The sequence below is a fragment of the Pseudoalteromonas sp. SR45-6 genome (genome assembly GCF_014163545.1).
In the GTDB taxonomy this organism is placed as follows: domain Bacteria; phylum Pseudomonadota; class Gammaproteobacteria; order Enterobacterales; family Alteromonadaceae; genus Pseudoalteromonas; species Pseudoalteromonas rhizosphaerae.
This window is the reverse complement of record NZ_JACJDM010000003.1, coordinates 57,360-75,535: the sequence shown is the minus strand read 5'-3', so window position 1 is coordinate 75,535 and position 18,176 is coordinate 57,360. Positions and strand designations below refer to the sequence as shown.

Annotated in this window: 17 protein-coding genes; 7 read left to right on the top strand and 10 right to left on the bottom strand. The window is 40.6% G+C overall.

The window, feature by feature from the left end:
- From H5158_RS02375 to H5158_RS02350, 6 genes are all read right to left on the bottom strand, one after another.
- Positions 1-735, bottom strand: a complete 735-nt coding sequence (locus H5158_RS02375; protein ID WP_149980843.1) for a dienelactone hydrolase family protein — start codon at positions 733-735, stop codon at positions 1-3.
- Between the two features lie 69 nt (positions 736-804).
- Positions 805-2,130: a glycerophosphodiester phosphodiesterase family protein gene (locus tag H5158_RS02370; protein WP_182739385.1), complete on the bottom strand. Its 1,326-nt coding sequence runs from the start codon at positions 2,128-2,130 to the stop codon at positions 805-807.
- Between the two features lie 69 nt (positions 2,131-2,199).
- Complete coding sequence (locus tag H5158_RS02365; RefSeq protein WP_182739384.1) at positions 2,200-3,045, bottom strand: DMT family transporter; 846 nt, start codon at positions 3,043-3,045, stop codon at positions 2,200-2,202.
- 91 nt (positions 3,046-3,136) lie between these two features.
- The gene (locus tag H5158_RS02360) at positions 3,137-4,564 is read right to left on the bottom strand and encodes an amidohydrolase family protein (protein WP_182739383.1); all 1,428 of its coding nucleotides are present in this window, start codon (positions 4,562-4,564) and stop codon (positions 3,137-3,139) included.
- Between the two features lie 143 nt (positions 4,565-4,707).
- Entirely contained in the window at positions 4,708-6,840 is a 2,133-nt protein-coding gene (locus H5158_RS02355) for a M3 family metallopeptidase (RefSeq protein WP_182739382.1), read from the bottom strand.
- Positions 6,841-7,092: 252 nt separating this feature from the next.
- Complete coding sequence (locus H5158_RS02350) at positions 7,093-7,302, bottom strand: hypothetical protein (RefSeq protein ID WP_145237750.1); 210 nt, start codon at positions 7,300-7,302, stop codon at positions 7,093-7,095.
- A gap of 180 nt (positions 7,303-7,482) precedes the next feature.
- Between H5158_RS02350 and H5158_RS02345 the strand changes: the two genes are divergently transcribed.
- Positions 7,483-8,355, top strand: coding sequence for a mechanosensitive ion channel family protein (locus H5158_RS02345; RefSeq protein WP_182739381.1), 873 nt, complete (start codon positions 7,483-7,485; stop codon positions 8,353-8,355).
- Positions 8,356-8,432: 77 nt separating this feature from the next.
- Here H5158_RS02345 and H5158_RS02340 read toward each other — a convergent pair whose 3' ends face one another.
- Positions 8,433-8,981: an HdeD family acid-resistance protein gene (locus tag H5158_RS02340; RefSeq protein ID WP_182717055.1), complete on the bottom strand. Its 549-nt coding sequence runs from the start codon at positions 8,979-8,981 to the stop codon at positions 8,433-8,435.
- Positions 8,982-9,478: 497 nt separating this feature from the next.
- Here H5158_RS02340 and H5158_RS02335 point away from each other — a divergent pair, with 497 nt between their 5' ends.
- The 5 genes from H5158_RS02335 (at position 9,479) to yegD (ending at position 15,209) form a co-directional block, all read left to right on the top strand.
- Positions 9,479-11,761, top strand: coding sequence for a TonB-dependent receptor (locus tag H5158_RS02335; RefSeq protein WP_145237377.1), 2,283 nt, complete (start codon positions 9,479-9,481; stop codon positions 11,759-11,761).
- Between the two features lie 115 nt (positions 11,762-11,876).
- The gene (locus tag H5158_RS02330; protein WP_145237374.1) at positions 11,877-12,176 is read left to right on the top strand and encodes a hypothetical protein; all 300 of its coding nucleotides are present in this window, start codon (positions 11,877-11,879) and stop codon (positions 12,174-12,176) included.
- 61 nt (positions 12,177-12,237) lie between these two features.
- A complete protein-coding gene (locus H5158_RS02325; RefSeq protein WP_149980836.1) occupies positions 12,238-12,894 on the top strand; it encodes an HAD family phosphatase in 657 nt (218 codons plus the stop codon).
- A gap of 34 nt (positions 12,895-12,928) precedes the next feature.
- Positions 12,929-13,777 (top strand): DNA ligase, encoded by an 849-nt coding sequence (locus tag H5158_RS02320; RefSeq protein ID WP_182739380.1) that lies wholly within the window; start codon positions 12,929-12,931, stop codon positions 13,775-13,777.
- 64 nt (positions 13,778-13,841) lie between these two features.
- Positions 13,842-15,209, top strand: a complete 1,368-nt coding sequence (gene yegD, locus H5158_RS02315; RefSeq protein WP_182739379.1) for a molecular chaperone — start codon at positions 13,842-13,844, stop codon at positions 15,207-15,209.
- A gap of 7 nt (positions 15,210-15,216) precedes the next feature.
- Here yegD and H5158_RS02310 read toward each other — a convergent pair whose 3' ends face one another.
- Genes H5158_RS02310 through H5158_RS02300 form a run of 3 tightly spaced genes read right to left on the bottom strand, consistent with a single transcriptional unit; the run spans position 15,217 to position 17,530 of the window.
- Entirely contained in the window at positions 15,217-15,681 is a 465-nt protein-coding gene (locus H5158_RS02310; RefSeq protein WP_145237363.1) for a methylglyoxal synthase, read from the bottom strand.
- Positions 15,682-15,695: 14 nt separating this feature from the next.
- On the bottom strand, positions 15,696-16,331 hold the full coding sequence (locus H5158_RS02305; protein ID WP_149980833.1) for a LysE family translocator: 636 nt from the start codon (positions 16,329-16,331) through the stop codon (positions 15,696-15,698).
- A gap of 5 nt (positions 16,332-16,336) precedes the next feature.
- Complete coding sequence (locus tag H5158_RS02300; protein WP_182739378.1) at positions 16,337-17,530, bottom strand: multidrug effflux MFS transporter; 1,194 nt, start codon at positions 17,528-17,530, stop codon at positions 16,337-16,339.
- Between the two features lie 164 nt (positions 17,531-17,694).
- Here H5158_RS02300 and H5158_RS02295 point away from each other — a divergent pair, with 164 nt between their 5' ends.
- Entirely contained in the window at positions 17,695-18,168 is a 474-nt protein-coding gene (locus H5158_RS02295; RefSeq protein WP_145237355.1) for a hotdog fold domain-containing protein, read from the top strand.
- Positions 18,169-18,176: the final 8 nt, after the last annotated feature.

Genomic DNA, 18,176 nt, shown 5'->3' with positions numbered 1-18,176 from the left:
TTACAAAGTACGGTTAAATAATGCAACGGCTTGCTGGTACATGGTGATTGCTAGTGCGCCGTCGTATCGCTCACCCTCATCACGCATAAAGGCATGTTGGGCGTTAACTTCTTGCCATTGGTAATTAATACCCGTACTAACAGCTTGTTGATAAATTTTGTCGCGACCTTGTTGTGGCACATGGGGGTCTTGCTTTCCCCAAATAAAGTGAATCTCACCTTGTATATCAGCCATGCGTTCAAACGAGTTATTACCGGCTTGTGCGGGGAGTGTATCGCTATGAATGTCGGTGGCATATAAGCAAAATGCGGCTTTTATGTGTGGGTTTAATGCGGCTCTATAAGCTAAGTGACCGCCAATACAGACACCCATAGTACCTACAGAGCCGGTGCAATAGTCTTGTGTTTGTACAAAGTCGATTAACGCTTGGGTATCGCTGTCGTGGGATTCAAGCGGTTTTGCCCATTTATCGTTATTGCCTTTATCTTTACCCGCATCATCATAGGCAAGCACTGTCCCGATAGGGTTTAGCTCATGAAACACTTCTGGCACAAGTACTACAAAACCATGGCTTGCTAAAAGTGCAGCGCTGCGAGCAATAGGCGCGGTTTGCTGAAATATTTCAGAATAAAAAATAATCGCGGGAAATTGCCCTGACATTTCGGGGCGGTAAACCGTGGTGCGCATTAAACCTGTTGGGGTAGGCAAGTCTGCATGGTGGTGTTGGATGATCATAAAAGCGCTCAGTTAAATAATATAAAATATATGGTAACTGAGCGCGATAAAATAAACACGCCTTAAAGTTTAAATACTTGCAGGCATTTTATTACAGCTAGCATAGTAACTTACGGTTGCTGGCCAATCGGAAAATATCCCCATGACCCCCACTTCTTGTGCTAAAACATCAACCACAGTTAACATGTCGCCATCGTTATCTATAACATCACTAATAGATTGATAATAATAACCGCCGCCTTCATTTAGAGGGCCAGAGCGTTCAAGGCTCCATGCAATAATATTAAGCCCTGCGGCCTTAGCATCTATAGCGTACTGTGAGGGTACAATATTACTGTCGTTATCTATGGTTAGCAGCATCCAAATAGGGGGCGCTATAATTTTAACGCCATCAGTAGCTAGCTCTGCCATGCTTGGCTGCCATGTTGCTGCGTTATTAGGATCAAACCCTGCATTGCTGTCGCGACCATCCAAATACACACTTTGCGCTGCAAATTCAGGATTAGTGCTAATCCAATATTCTACGTCGGCTAGGTTAAATGATTGCGGATAAACATGGTTTGCGGGTACGTCCATTTGCGTGTATTCATCCAGCATTTTTTGTGCATATTGCGCTTGAGTCATACCATTAAAAGGCATGCTCACTTGAGGCGATTTCAGCTCTGGGGTCATTTTTACACCCAGCTCTTTAAATAGCGCAATACTTTGTTTATGAGTCATGAGTGTACCTGAGGTGGCGTATAAATCAGTGCGCCAACTCGGTGTTCCATTCATATAATCGTTAACATTGGTGGCATTGGTGTTCGCGCCATCCATTTTACCCTCAAGGGTTAAAAATTCCGCCAGGCTAATATCGCTGGTGCAACATTTAGCTGTAGCGGGTGTGCCACTGTTAGGATCCGCTGGCGTAAATGGCACACTGCATTTAGCGGCAAGTTCTGGGATCGCTAAAATATTAGTGGTGGTATGTAAATCGCATTGTGAATGGCGGCATACCAGCTCTTTATCATTTGTAAACGTCACATCGCACTCGACAATGCCAGCGCCCATACGAGCTGCTGCAATGTAAGATTCTTTAGTGTGCTCTGGGTATTGCATAGGTGCACCGCGGTGACCAATTGAAAAATCAGTACGATAAAAAGGGCCGTCTTTGCACGATTCTAATTTTGTTTTTAGTGCGCTGGTGGCCATATCGTCAATTAAGTAGTCGGGGCGAGCACCGAGTTGAATATTCGTACCTTGCGCGACTTCAACAATAACCGGGGTAGGAACTTTAACAATTTCAACCTCAGTGTTGGTAACAACCACTTCTTTTTCGACTATTTCTACATCGTCATCGCAGCCAGCGAGTGTAATTAATAATAAACAACTAGTCAGTAAAGGTGTGTGCTTCATTATTTTTCCTTAAAAATCAAAGTGGACGCTACCTTACTAATTATTAGTGACAGTTTAACTACAGGGTAACTAATTTACTCTTTTAGCCATTATTTGGTTTATCACTAAGGCAAATAGCATAACCCCCGCGCCAATACTTAATCTGAGTATGTCCGCGTCTCTATTCCAAATAAGTACATTAACAACAATGCCTGCAGGAATAAGCAAGTTGTTCATCACCGCCAGTGCGCCCACATTGACAAGTGTGGCGCCTTTATTCCACATAAAATAGCCAACACCAGATGCCACAACTCCTAAATAAATCAATATGCCCCATTGTGTTGAGGTGCTTGGTAATTTGTTTGAGTTACCAAATAAGACATAACAGCTACTTGCAACAATCAGTGCACCAATAAAAAACCAGCCAAATACAGTTTTATCATCAAGCTGCTTACCCAGCATTAAGCGTTTGTAGGTTACTTGTCCTACAGCAAAACTAATATTAGCGCCTTGTACCAGTAATAATCCGACTAAGAAGTTACTGTCTAAGTTTTCATAGCGAATAGTAATTGCACCCAGCACGGCAATAAAAGCGACTATAAAAAACTGTGGGTTAAAATACTTGTTGCACGCATCGTTTAATAACGTGATGTAAAGCGGGGTCATTACGGTAAATAGCAGTACTTCAGGCACACTTAAGAATAAAAATGAGTGGTAATAAAAGCTATACATAATACCGAGTTGTACTGCGCCGATCAGCATGAGTTTGCAAGCAAGTGGGGGAGGTGTTCGTTTTAAAAACGGTAAAAATAGCAGTGTGGCTAGGGCTACGCGAATTAATACACTAAACCAAGCATCAACTTGACCTGCTAAATATACGCCAATTAAACTAAATGAAAACGCCCATAATAGAGTGACGGCAAATAAGTAGCCCATAGTGCTTACTCCAAACTAAAAGCGCGAGTGTATACTACAAAGAGTATTAAAGGGAGTGGCTCAGTGAAGTAACCTGAGCCCGGTGATTAATTTACTGTTGTGAACTAACGAATTGCTTGGCATCTACTTTTAGCTGTTCAAGTGCTGCTTGATTGTAATAACGACTATGAGAAATAACCCCAGTGAGCTTTTGCGTGTTACGTACATCAATTAATGGGTTATCAGTTAAGAAAATGATATCGGCGGTTTTGCCTTCTGTAAGTTCTCCAAACTGCGCCGTTTTACCTAAAAACTGTGGTCCAGCAAGTGTTGCTGATTGCAATGTTTGTAATGGCGTTAAGCCATAATCACTAAAAATAGCCAGCTCTTGATGAAGAGATAAACCTGGGTAAATATACGAATTTAAAAATCCAGCGTCGGTCCCAGCAATAATTGATACGCCAGCCTGTTGTGCTAAAGGTAGTAATTGAGCTGTTTTAACAAAGCGTTCTTTACGTTGTTTGATTTGATCTTGGGTATCTTTATTGGCTCTGTCTACACGCCATTGGTAAGTGGCTTTAAGACCTTTACCTAAATAATTTAAAAACTCATCATCTTGATGGTTATCTTCATCAATATAAGCGGTGATTTGACCACCAATTAAAGTAGGTACTACGGCCGTGTTATTTTGAGCTAACACGGCGTATTTATTTAAAGCTGTTTGGTTATCAATATTTGCTGTAATAATTGGCAAAGCACTGCGGTAACTCAGTTCACCTGAAGCCACTTTTGCTGATATTTCAGGTTCATTAATTGCTGCGGCTTTTAACAAGTAGGTCATATGCTCAATGGCATCTAACCCTGCATTTGATACATCTGTAACTGATAGCGAAAACGGAATATGACCAGATATTTGGTAGCCACGTTTTTTCACTTCTTTAACTGCTTTTAAATAAAGTTCAGGTGTTAATGCACTATCGGTGATTTTCACAAAATCCACATTCATAGCATCAAGCGTATCGATAGCAGCATTCATTTCCTCGACAGTTTCAACTTCTAAGTCGCCAGGCCAAATAGAGTCTTTACCTTCGAGTTTGGGCCCTGATGTATAAATGGTCGGGCCAACTAATTGGTTATTATTAATTTGCTCTCGCCAGCTTAAAACTGACTCACTTAAATCAGCAGCAGCATCACGTACTGTAGTAATGCCATACGCGAGGTAAAGTGGTAACAGGGCTTTGTTTTCGGCTATAAGCGCTTCACCGCCGCCAAAATGGACATGCATATCCCAAAGGCCTGGCATTAAAAATTGATCATTAGCATCAATGTAATTCTCAGTAATGTAGTTATTTTTTAGTGAGTTGTTAGCGCGCTTTATGATCACACCATCGCGAATAGCAAGGGATTGTTCAACGCTGAGTTGTCCGGTTGTTACGTCGATGATCGTCGCATTAGCGATCACTATATCGGCGTGCTCAGTTGGCTCTGTAGCACATGCACTTAGTAGTAAGCAAGTTGAAAATAAAAGTATATTTTGCATTGTGTAACCTAAATTTTTTATTTAGATTAGCATATATATCTTCTGTAAGGTGTTGATTTTAGTTAGAAGGTAACAAGATTAGGATGAATAATGGCGATAAAAAATGAGAGCCCATTACGGACTCCCATTATAATTAGTTTGGTTTACTTAACTAAACCACGGCGCTTAAGTAGGGCGTCGGTAGTTGGCTTTTGACCACGGAACTCAATATAGCTTTGCATTAAGTCGCGACTGTTACCTTTTGATAAAATCTCTTTGCGGAAGCTATCACCGTTGTCACGAGTTAAGCCGCCTTGCTTTGTCATATGCGCAAAGGCATCAGCTGCAAATACTTCAGTCCAAAGGTATGCATAGTAACCTGCTGAATAGCCACCAGCAAAGGTGTGGCTAAAGTAGCAAGACTTATAACGCGGTGGTACTGGGTAGTAAGCAATGCCGTGTTTCTCTAACGCGTCATGCTCAAATTTTTGTACATCAGTTATTTTCTTATCAACACCAAATGAATGCCATTCCATATCAAGTAATGCTGCAGCTAAATACTCAGTGGTACCAAAACCTTGGTTGAAGTTTTGTGACTCAAGTACTTTGTCGAGTAATTCTTTAGGAATTGGTTCACCCGTCTTGTAATGCTTCGCGTAGTTAGCAAGTACAGTTGGTTCGATGTTCCAATCTTCGTTCGCTTGTGACGGGAATTCAACAAAGTCACGAGCTGTTGCAGTGCCTGCAAGGCTTGGGTATTTTACGTCTGAGAACAAACCGTGTGCCGCATGACCAAATTCATGGAACATAGTCGTAACTTCGTCAAAAGTCATCAGTGTTGGCTGACCATCTGCAGGTTTAGGAATGTTTTGCGCGTTATAAATTACAGGTTTTGTGCCTTTTAAGCCACTTTGGCTAACATATGCACTCATCCAAGCACCGCCACGTTTACCCTCACGAGCATAAGGGTCCATGTAGAATAAACCAATAGAACTACCATCGGCGTTGAACACTTCAAACGCCATTACATCTTCGTGATAAAGTGGTAAATCTTTACGCTCTTTGAAAGTAATGCCGTATAGTTTTTCCATCGCAAAGAATAAACCGTTATGGATCACTGATTGCATTTCAAAGTATGGCTTAACTAAAGCAGGATCTAGGTCGTACTTAGCTTGGCGCACTTTTTCTGAATAGAATGCCCAGTCCCATGGTTGTACAGTAAACTTTTCGCCTGATGCATCAATTACTTTTTGAATTTCAGCAGCTTCAGCTTTTGCTTTATTTACGGCTTTAGGTGCTAAGTCATCTAATATGCCATAAACGTTTTCAGTGGTTTTAGCCATACGTGTGGTCATTACATATGAAGCCCAATTTTTGTAGCCAAGTAGTGCTGCTTTTTGAGCGCGCAAATTGGTTTCTTTGATAATGATAGGGCCATTGGTATTTTGCGCACGAGTCGTTGATGCTTTAAAAATACGTTCACGTAACTTACGGTTTTCTAGGCTGCTGAGAATCGGCTGTTGCGTGGTGTTCACCAACGTGATCATGTAGCCTTCTTTACCTGCTTTTTTAGCGGCAGCGGCAAGGCTTGCTATTTCAGCGTCAGAAAGGCCAGCAAGTTCGCTTTTATCGGTTACTAATACAACGTCCTCTTTAAACGATTTTAATACGTTTTGCGAGAAGGCTGTTGATAACTTAGCAAGCTCTGCGTTGATTTCACGCATTTTGGCTTTTTGTGCTTCATCTAATTTTGCACCAGCGTTAACAAACTTAGTGTAGTAAAACTCAACTAAACGCTGATCTTCGGCATTTAACTTCGCTTTATTGCCATTAATGGTTTCAACACGTGAAAATAATGCTTTGTTAAGATAAATGTCATCAGAATGCGCAGATAACACTGGGGCCATTTTTGCTGCAATACGTTGATACTCATCATTAGAGATCAAACCAGATAAGTTATAGAAAGCGGTTGAAACGCGATCAAGCAATTCGCCAGATAGTTCTAATTCAACTAAGGTGTTTTTAAATGTAGCTGGAGCTGGGTTGTTAGCGATAGCCGTGATTTGCGCTTTTTGCTGCGCAATACCTGCATCAAATGCCGGTTCATAATCACTGGTACCAAATTTATCAAATTCTGGTGCCATATATTGTAATGGACTTGGTTTCATTAATACGTTGTCTACATTGGCTGTTTGTACTTGAGTCGTTTGCTCTTTTGTATCTGCATCGTTTTGCGAACTACAAGCAGATAATAATAATGCACTAGCAATTGTAGTTGCTATAAGGGTCTTACGCATGAGAACTCCATAAAATAGGTGAGCCTTGAAAAACAGGCGAGACATAAAACACCCATAACTTAGCAAATTTTCATGTATATACAACTAAGTTTATCGGTTTAAGGTGGGGATTGAGCGCAAAAAACGTGTTTTTAGGTAAAAATAGTGCAAATCGAGAAATAGTAGCCTTAAACAGTAGGACGTATTAAAGCTACTACAGGTTGGTACTTAATTGAGAATTTTGGTTTATATTGCATGCGCGAAGTAGCAAAATTAGTTGTAACCTAAAACAAACTTTTTTTCGCTACCAAAACTTGCCGGTTGCTGGTGACCAAACTCTTTGTTAATGCAATTAAGAGTATGTTCTTGCTCTGCAAGCACAGACAAAATTTTATTGCGGTATTCAATACTTGATTCAAACAGTTGCAAATCAACTAAAGGTTGTAGCGTGGCTAATTTTTGATTTAAGGTCAGTTGTGACATCATTCGTTCCTCGTGCTTTATTTAAGCTTACAGTACTTATATAGCATTACCTGTAAGAAAATGTTAATGATTTGTTCATAAAAAACATATTGAACTTTAACTTCTCCGTAAATGCCATTATGGCGTGCTAAACTTACTTAACCCTGAATAGCTATTTGTTTTATTAATTTTGGAAAAAGTATGACGTTAGAGTCAATCTCTCATTATTTATCGTATGTAATTTTTAGCTATAACAATATCGAAATTACTGTAGCTAAAGTTATTCAAGTGCCTTTGATACTCTTTGCCATGTGGTTTGTGGTTACATGGATTGGTCGATTAATACGAAAAACTCTTCTCGCACGTAAAATGAACCCTGATGCGGTGCATTTATTTACCCGTATTTATTTAGTGTTAAGTATCGCAATTTTAATATTTACCTCCCTTGAAGTGTTAAATATTCCGTTAACAGCATTTGCCTTTGTTTCTGGCGCTATAGCTATTGGTGTAGGATTCGGGGCACAAAATATCATTAATAACTTTATTAGTGGCTGGATTTTAATGTGGGAGCGGCCAATTCGTATTGGAGATTTCTTAGAAGTGGGCAACGCCAAAGGGGTGGTTGAAACGATTAATACTCGCTCCACGCGCATTCGTCGCAACGATGGTGTGCACATGCTTATACCAAACAGTCAACTACTCGAAAACACAGTGACGAATTGGACCTTGATTGACCGCAATGCTCGTTCGTCTGTCAGTGTTGGTGTGGCATATGGATCAGATGTATTGTTAGTTGAAAAACTGATCAAAAAAGTGTTGAGCGAACATCCTGCAATACTCCCGACGCCGGCATCTTCAGTGTTATTTGATGATTTTGCTGAAAGCTCTTTAGTGTTCAATGCTATTTTTTGGGTTTGTGCTGAATCAGAAACCATGTTGCGCCAAGTCCGCAGTGATATTCGTTTTAGTGTATATAAAATATTTGCTGAGCATAATGTCGTTATTTCTTTCCCACAACGCGATATACATATTGATGGTGAAATTGCATTAAGGCGGGGACGAGCAACGAAATAAATCCAGCGGTACCGGTATCGTCTTGCAGAAGTAATTTGCTGCAACGAGTAGCAAATTACTTCGTTTTTATTGATGAGTTATTGCTGTTGTGCCATCTTTCTTAGCTTTAATGAAAATAATACAATTAAAGCACCAAATAGTACGGCGTAAGTGGCGACTAACCAAAGTAAAGTATGGATCCCTGCGCTAGGATTAAAGATTAAATATAAACCAAATAATACTGATATTGCCCCAGTAATAATTAATATCCACTCATTAGATATCTCCGCTCTTAATTTAAGCGCAATTAAAATTTCAACAGCGCCAATCGCTATGGCCCACGCAGCGACATAATAAAGTAATAGTATCGCGGTAACGTTTGGTGCAAATAGGGTAACTAGTCCTGCGATGATTGATAACACCCCACCGGCCAATAACCAGCGCCAATAGGGATTGTGTTGCTTAGAGTTCCAAGCAACCCATGTTCTTAGCATGCCATCAAATAAAAAATAGCCCGCAAAAAATAACAACATAATACTCAGAGATGCATTGGGTGCAAACCAAGTAATAACGCCAAAAATAATTGCAATGAGGCCGCGTACTAACAGTACTGACCAGTTTTTTGAAAGTGTGGTGGTTAGATCCATCTTAATCCTTAATGATTAGCTCTGTCGTGTTTATATACATTAGCATAAGGTATGATTTATCAATAAAATATATCGATTAACTTTGCAGAAGCATTGTATAGCAGAATTAAATTTGGCTATGCTATGTTTACTCAATGATCATTATAGTCACTTAGCGGCTCCCACTTGTGATACCTGCTACATTTACAACCACTTTATTGACAGGACAAATGTCCGTATAAAATAAATATAATTGCATAAAATCTCTCAAGTTCGCTTATTGTGCCGTTATTTGTTGTAAAAAGTTTATATTATTGTACATATTAATGCAGCAAAAGTGTCACACAATGCTATAATCTTCAGCGTTCGTTCAGCCTCTTTACTTCGTTTTGCACTCTCGACAAAGAGGTCCGCGCAGCTTAACTTAAGGCGCGAAAAATTGGCCGAGCCCGCCGAGTGAATTTGGCGCAACACATCAACCGTTGAATAAGAGTGCACTAAAAAGGTTAAACCCCGACATGAAAGCAATGAAAAGATCTACGTTAGCAACCCTAATCAATGCAACGTTGTTCTCTGCCGTAGCAGGTACTTCATTTACAACTCTTGCTGCTGATGAACAAGCTCCAACTGCGCAAAGCAAGCAATTAGAAGTTATTCAAATCACTGCGCGCAAGCGTGTAGAAAACGCACAGGAAGTACCTGTCGCTGCTTCTGCTTTACAAGGTGATAGCCTTGATGCTGCCAGTTCTGCCGGCATGGATATTCGTTTTTTAAATGCAAAAATTCCAAGCTTAACTGTAGAATCTTCATTTGGTCGCTCATTCCCACGTTTTTATGTTCGTGGTCTTGGTAATTCAGATTTCGATTTGAATTCATCACAACCAGTATCCCTAGTGGTTGATGAAATTGTTCAAGAAAGCCCTATTTTAAAAGGTTTTCCTATATTTGACACGGGCCGCGTAGAAGTTCTCCGTGGACCACAAGGCACCTTATTCGGTCGTAATACCCCAGCTGGTTTAGTTAAAATTGATTCAGCTCGCCCAAGTCAAGATTTTGAAGGTTATGCAGCCTTATCATATGGTTCGTTCAATTCAATTGACTTCGAAGGGGCTGTAAGTGGTGGCTTAACTGATAACTTATCAGCACGTGTTTCTCTATTACGTCAAGAGCGCGATGATTATATTGATAATCGCTTAGCAGGCAATGAGATTGATGACGTAACAGGAGGTTATCAAGAAACTGCCGCGCGTATCCAATTCTTATATGAGAAAGATGATTTCAGTGCATTATTGAATTACCACACTCGTGACTTAAATGGTAAGCCAATTGTATTTCATGCAAATGCAATTGAAACAGGCACAAATAACCCGCGCCCGGGCTTTGATCCTGAAGTGATATATCAAGATACTGTGCAATTTGCTACACAGAATGTAAATAGCCAAGGTGCTAGCTTAAAGCTAGAGTACAGTTTTGCTGATTACACGTTGACATCGATCAGTGGCTGGGAAAGTGCAGAAATTTTCTCTCGTGCTGATGTAGATGGTGGTTTTGGTTGTGGGAATACTTTTGTTCCTGGTTGCCCAACACCAGAAATGGGACCTGGTTTTATTTTCTTAGCGTCTGAAACCGCTGATGCCCTTCCAGATCACAATCAATATACACAAGAGCTACGTTTAGCAAGTGATTTTGCTGGTGACTTTAATTACCAAGTTGGTGCTTTTTATTATAATGAAGAGCAAGTGATTGAGACTTACGGTTACGATGGGTTAGGTGCAAACTTCTTAACTGGCTATGTTCGCCAAGATCAAGACACAACAGCATGGGCTGTATTTGCATCGAGTGAATATCAATTAACTGAGAAGTTAGAAATCACTGCTGGTTTACGTTACTCAGATGATAAACGTGACTTTACAGCGTCACGTTACGCATCTCCAGAGTCGGCAGTTGCTAATTTAACTAAGTCAGTTGCACCAGAAGATAGCCATGTATCATGGGATTTAGCTGCTGCGTATAAATATTCTGATGATATAAACTTATTCGTTCGTGCTGCAAATGGTTTTCGTGCACCGAGCGTTCAAGGTCGTATCTTATTTAGTGATGATGTAACGGTTGCTGATTCTGAAACAATTAACTCAATTGAAACGGGTATTAAATCAGACGTGCTTGACGGTCGTGGACGTGTCAATGCTACTGTTTTCTATTATCAAATGGATGATCAACAGTTAACAGCTGTTGGTGGTGACTCGGGAAATTCAGCTCGTTTGTTGAATGCTGATAAAACTGTTGGCTACGGTTTTGAAGTTGATACTCAATGGGTATTGACTGATGAATTTGATGCAACTTTTAACTTCAGTTATAACAATACTGAGCTGCAAGATGATGATTTATATTCGCAAGGCTGTTTTGCTTGTACGATTACTGATCCGCTAACAAACCAAGGTTATAGTTTAGACGGTAATAGCCTGCCACATGCGCCGGAGTGGATTGCTAACTTTACTCTACGCTATACTAAAGAGCTTGGCGATGGTGAGTTTTATGCGTTTACAGATTGGTCATACCGTAGTGAAATTGATTTCTTTTTATATGAATCAGTGGAGTTTACTGGTGAAGCATTATTAGAAGGTGGCTTACGCGCGGGTTATAAGTGGTTTGATAATAACTACGAATACGAAGTTGCGGCATTTGCACGTAATATAACCAATGAGCAAGTATTCATCGGTGGTGTAGATTTTAGCAATAACTCTGCAATTGTTAATGAGCCTCGCTTTATTGGCGCTGAATTTAAAGTTAACTTTTTCTAAGTAGACTTTATAATTGCTAATATTAAAAGCCCGCACATGTTGCGGGCTTTTGTATTGTAAAACCTGATTTATAACTGCTAAAGTAGCGACAATTAAATTTAACAAGAGAAGAACAATGGCTGGATTTTGGAACTACCGAGTGATTTTTTGTGAAGCAACTAAAGATGAAGCGGCGCAATATCAAATACATGAGGTTGAATATAACCTAAATGGTAAAGTAACGAATTGGTCAGAAACGGGCGCAGCGCCTTTTGGCAACACCTTAGATGCGTTACGAGATGACGCAGAGCGTTTAAAAACAGCATTTGAAAAACCTGTACTAAAAGTTGTTAGAAAAGAACGTGGCTACGAGTTGGTAGATGTTGAAACGGGTGAAGAAGCATTTGCAGAGCCGCCAGCAGGTTTAACAGCATAAGTATTAAACCAAAAAGGTGCTATGAGCGCCTTTTTTGTTGCTGAAAAATAAAGGAATGAGGATGACATTAAAAGCAGTATTATTTGATATGGATGGCACTTTAGTTGATTCAGAAAGTGTCCACTTTAACTGTTGGAATGATGTTTTAGCACCGTTTGGCGTGCGCTATGAAGAAGATGATTTTTGCCAACGTTTTTCAGGTCGACCGACCTTAGATGCGGCAATTGAAGTGGTTGAGCAATATAACTTATCGGTTTCACCGCAGTGGTTAGCGCAGGCTAAATATGATGCATTCGAGCAATTTGTTACCACTAATTTACCTCCTTTAATGCCTTTTGCCGAAGAGGTATTAGAGGCAGTGAAGCAAAGCGATCTTAAAATGGCATTAGTGACGGGTAGTTCACGCCATGAGGCGTTACCTATCTTAAAAGGCTATGGCTTTTATGAATGGTTTGACTGCGTAGTGACTAAAGACGACGTGCAAAATCCAAAACCTGCGGGAGACCCTTATTTACTTGCACTGACAACATTAGGGATTTCTGCAGAGCAAGCAATTGCTGTTGAAGATACACACACCGGCGTTACAGCAGCAACTAATGCAAACGTACCTGTGGTTGCAATACCGAATAAACACACTCTAGGCCACGATTTAAGTTTAGCTGTTTCTCGCATGGATAATTTACAGCAGCTATGGCAATGGGTACAAACTAAGCTATAGTTTAGTCTGCTTGGTGATAAACAAGGAGACCGATATGCTTAAAGGACTAACAGTATTATGGTTGCTGATCAGTACTTGTACTTGCTCAGCAACTGATACACAGATCACCGCAGATGCCCAACTTGCCAAGGTTTACCAACAAGATCAAGTGCTTGACATTGAAAACTATCTCGTTAGTGAGAAGTTTGATGGGGTCCGTGCGATTTGGACGGGAACACAGTTGATAACCCGTAATGGCAATGCCATTAATGCGCCAGGCTGGTTTATTGCTGATTTACCTAATTTGAGGTTAGACGGTGAGTTGTGGACCAAGCGCGGTGATTTTGCAGACCTCAGTGGTATTGTGCGCACTTTACAGCCGTTGGATAGTGACTGGCAAAAAGTCACCTATCAGATATTTGACATGCCAGATCAACATAATCCCTTTGCAGTACGCTATGAAAATTATCTACGTTTAGTAAAAACATTAAATAAGCCTCACATCCAAGCAGTACAGCAGTATCAATTTACTACAGAGCAGGCATTATCTGCGTACTTTGATAAAGTAACTCAGCAAGGTGGTGAAGGTGTAATGCTGCATTTAGCCTCGGCAATGCATAAAAGTGGCCGTTCTGATGCGCTGTTAAAGTTAAAACCTTATTTTGATAGTGAAGCGGTCGTCATTGCTCATCTTCCAGGAAAAGGCAAATTTACTGGCATGCTAGGGGCGTTAAAAGTAGTTACACCACAAGGAAAAGAGTTTTCAATTGGTACTGGCTTTAGTAACGCACAGCGCCAAAATCCACCCGCAATAGGAGCGACGGTGACATACCGATACCATGGTTTTACTAAAAACGGTTTACCACGGTTTGCCAGTTTTTTACGTCAACGCGATCCTGATTAACATTTAAAAAAAGCCGTAAGTATGCTAAATTGCGCGGCCTTTTGATGTTAGTTGTGGTGAAGTAATGGTAGTTGGTTTTGATTATGGTAGTTCTAATTGCGCAATGGGTGTAATGAATGCTCAAAATACTGTTGAGCTGGTGCCCCTAGAGCAAGGTAAGTTTTACCTCCCTTCAACCTTATACACACATCATAGTGCTTTAGTTGTCGATTTTGTTGCTCAGCATCTAACAGGTACAAATTATGAAACTGATTTTAAAACCCAGCGCCAAGCCCTGCTCAATAGTATGGTGCGGATCAAGTCTGACTTAGATCTAGCCCCCGGTGATGAAAGTCTTTTTATTGGCCGTGAAGCAATTAACGAATATGTGCAATTTCCTGAAGAAGGCTATTTTGTTAAATCCCCTAAATCGTTTTTTGGGGCAATAGGCTTAAAGCAAGGACAAATCAACTTCTTTGAAGATATTGCCACCGCGATGATTTTAAAAATCAAACAACGTGCTGAAACATCACTACAAAAAGAGTTAACACAAACGGTTATTGGCCGCCCGGTAAATTTCCAAGCCGTGGGTGGAGAGCAATCAAACCAACAAGCAATTGGTATTTTAGAGCGTGCAGCAAAACGAGCTGGCTTTAAAGATGTGGCTTTTTTATATGAACCACTCGCAGCGGGAATTGATTATGAAAGTGACTTAAATAACGATCAAAAAGTATTGGTTATTGATATTGGTGGTGGTACCAGTGACTGCTCATTTGTGCAAATGGGACCTAGCTTTCGTGATAGTAGTGACCGTGATCATGACTTTTTAGCACATACAGGTAAACGTGTTGGCGGTAATGATTTAGACATTGCTTTAAGCTATCACGCATTAATGCCATTGCTTGGTTTAGGCAGTCAGTTTAAATCAGGTTTACCATTGCCTAATCAAGCATTTTGGCAAGCATGTAAAATTAACGATGTGAACTTACAAAGCCAGTTTTATAGTCAAAGCCATCACCGAGAATTACTTACGCAGTTACGTGAAGTACAAGCACCTGAGTTATTTCAACGACTGATCGATTTGCAGCAAAATAAGCAAGGTCATCAGCTGGTACAGCAAGGGGAGGCGGCAAAAATTGCGCTTTCTTCAGTGACTGAGTATGACTGTGAATTAGGGTTTTTAGCACCGCAATTACATAAAGTGCTATCACGAGCTGATTTAGCTGTGGCGGTTGATGATTCAATTATGCAAATAGTAAGTTTAGCAAAACAAGCGATTAAAGATGCAGGGACCGTTCCTGATGTGATTTACCTTACCGGTGGCAGCGCGCAATCGCCACTAATAAAAGCTGCATTAGTTGAGCACTTAGGTGATATTAAAATGGTAAACGGCGATCACTTTGGTAGTGTAACCGCCGGACTCACTAAATGGGCAAGTATGCTTTATCGTTAAAGGGTGCTTATAGTATGACTTGTCGGGTTGCGAGGTATTTCTCGTAATCTGGCAATGACCGTTCAAGCTCGTTATGCATCAAAGGCGAGCTTAAAATCATATCTGCGCTGACTTCATTACACGCCACTGGAATATTCCATACCGCAGCTAAGCGTAATAACGCTTTAACATCCGGATCATGAGGTTGAGATGCAAGGGGGTCCCAAAAGAAAATCAACACATGAATTTCATGCTCCGCAATTTTAGCGCCTAACTGCTGATCGCCCCCCATAGGGCCACTAAGTAGTTTGATAACTTCAAGTCCAGTATTTCGCTCAATTAAATGACCTGTGGTGCCTGTGCCATATAAAGTGTGCTTACTGAGGTTATCGCGATGTTTATTACACCAGGCTAGCAAGGCTGCTTTTTTACCATCGTGTGCAACTAAAGCAATATTTTTTTGCGCTGGAAGGGTTTGCTGTTTTTGTTCCATGTTGACTCTTTTTTTTAGATGAGTAGATTAACCGCAAGAACTACAAATACTACACCTGTTATACGATCAATCCAAATTTGGCTTTGCGGGTGCTCTCGAAAGTAGCCTGCAATTTTATCGCCAAAGTAAATATACGTGCAGTCAATCGGAAACGCAAAAAGTGGATACAGTAAGCCAAAGAAAGCTAATTGAAATGTAGTTGATGATGACAGGGTTGGATCAACAAACTGCGGAATAAACGCAATAAAAAATAACGCTACTTTAGGGTTGAGCACTTCAGTCATCATAGCCTGAAACATAACATTAGTTTTTTTCTTGGTGCTTACATGGGGTTTATCTTCGCTACTGCACTCTGACTGGATAAATGTGCTTTTAAACATCATTACACCTAAATAACATAAGTAGGCAGCACCAGCGTATTGTACGCTGGTATAAGCCACTTCTGAGGCTTTAAGGATAGCCGTAAGACCGACAACGGCAAATAAAGTATGCGCCACTCCGCCTAAAGCAAAACCAAATGCGCTTTGTAAGCCTGCTACGCGGCCATTGGCAAAAGTTTGCGCCATTAAAAAAGCATTGGAAGGACCTGGTGCAACAGCGATTAAAAAACTCGCGGCTAAAAATGACAGTAAAAATTCAAAATTGATCATTGTTTTTATGTGTTTTTAGGGTGATAAGCATGTGCTTTATTACTGAGCAGTATAACCCACAGTGGCAGCAATAATAATAAGTGAAAAGCAATAAACTCGGGCGCATTGAAAGGGAGCACTTGGGTGAGCATAACCAATACTCCAGCGCCGCTCATTTGCATTAAACCGATTAACGCAGATGCAGTACCTGCTTGTTTAGCAAAATGTGACAATGCCATTCCAGCCGCTGAGCCTAAGCTAAGTGCAAAGCCTAGCGCAGCAATCAACACTGGTAGCATAAAAGCAAAGGCACTTTTAAACTGGCCGAGAATTAAAATCAGTACACCAGAGAAAATTAATAAACTCATACCTATGCGTAACGCTTTTTGACTATGGCGTTTGATATACAATGGTGCAATAAAGCTGGCTACAATGCTAACAATGGCATTGAGAGTAAACCAAAAAGTAAAATCGCTGACCGATCCACCTAACTCGGTCATGATCCATCCCGGTGCTAATGTTACAAAAGCTAAAATAGCCGACATTGCCACCATACAAATTAGGCTATTAAAAAGAAAAATAGGCGTGCTAATGATTGGTATAAAACGACGTAAATCGAGTATGTGGCCCTCATAGTGGCTATCCGCAGGGCGTGTTTCTTTAAAATATATGGCAGTGATCATTAGTCCAACACAAGCAAACCCCGCCAAAAATAAAAAGTTTATCCGCCAGCCAAATTGCACAGTCAGCCAAGCGCCTAAGATAGGTGCTAACGCGGGAATAAAACACACAATACCATTAAGGTAAGTGATCATTTGGCCGCTTTTAGCGCTGCCGTAGGTATCACGAACAATCGCAAATGCAACCACAAAAGTGGCACAAGCCCCAAAACCTTGTAGTGCACGCGCAAGCATCAGAATGCTAAAGCTAGGTGCTAAAAAAGCCAACATCCCAGCAAATCCATACAGTGTGATGCCAAATAGTGCGACTGGACGGCGGCCAAACTTGTCGGCTAAAGGACCTGCTATAAGCTGACCTAAGCCAACCGTCAGCATAAAAATAGCGACGGTAAGTTGCACTTGTTGCTCATCAATAGCCAATGCTTGCGCTATATCAGGAAATGCGGGTAAGTAAATATCAATCGCTAATGGGCAGAATATAACCAGAAGAGCGAGAATTAAAATAACACTAAGATGATTGCGGCGATCGGTTGTTGGCATGAGTGCTCCTTTTGCCGCGTATTTTAGGTCTGCAAAGATAAAAAAGAAAGGGCATATGACCCATCTATAAGAATATAGCTAGTAAGATTATAAGTATAAATGCACTTTTGCTAACTGGTCTGATGTGCTAATTTTGCAATAGCGACATTCAATGGAAAATAATAATGAGTAATAAATCTGCAGTTTTAACAGCATGGCATAGTTTTAAGCGTCTACCATTTGGCAATTGGTTATTTACTAAAGTAGTGTGTTTTAAAGCCCCTTATTTTGGCTCCATGAAACCCACTGTTTTAGATTTACGTGACGGACATTGCAGCGCAATGGTTAAAAACCGACGGAGTGTGCACAATCATATTGGGACTATCCATGCTATTGCGCAGTGTAATTTAGCTGAGTTATGTGCCGGTGTGATGGTTGATGCTACCGTGCCATATAAAACTCATCGCTGGATCCCTAAGGGAATGACGGTGCAGTACTTAGCGAAGGTTGATACTGATGTCACAGCTGTGGCAGAAATTGCAATGCCAAGACAATGGCTAGATAAAGAGGATTTAGTGGTGCCAGTGAAGCTTTACAATACTCGCAGTGAATTGGTCTTCACTGCTGATATTACGATGTACGTTACTAAGAAAAAGTAAAATAAAGC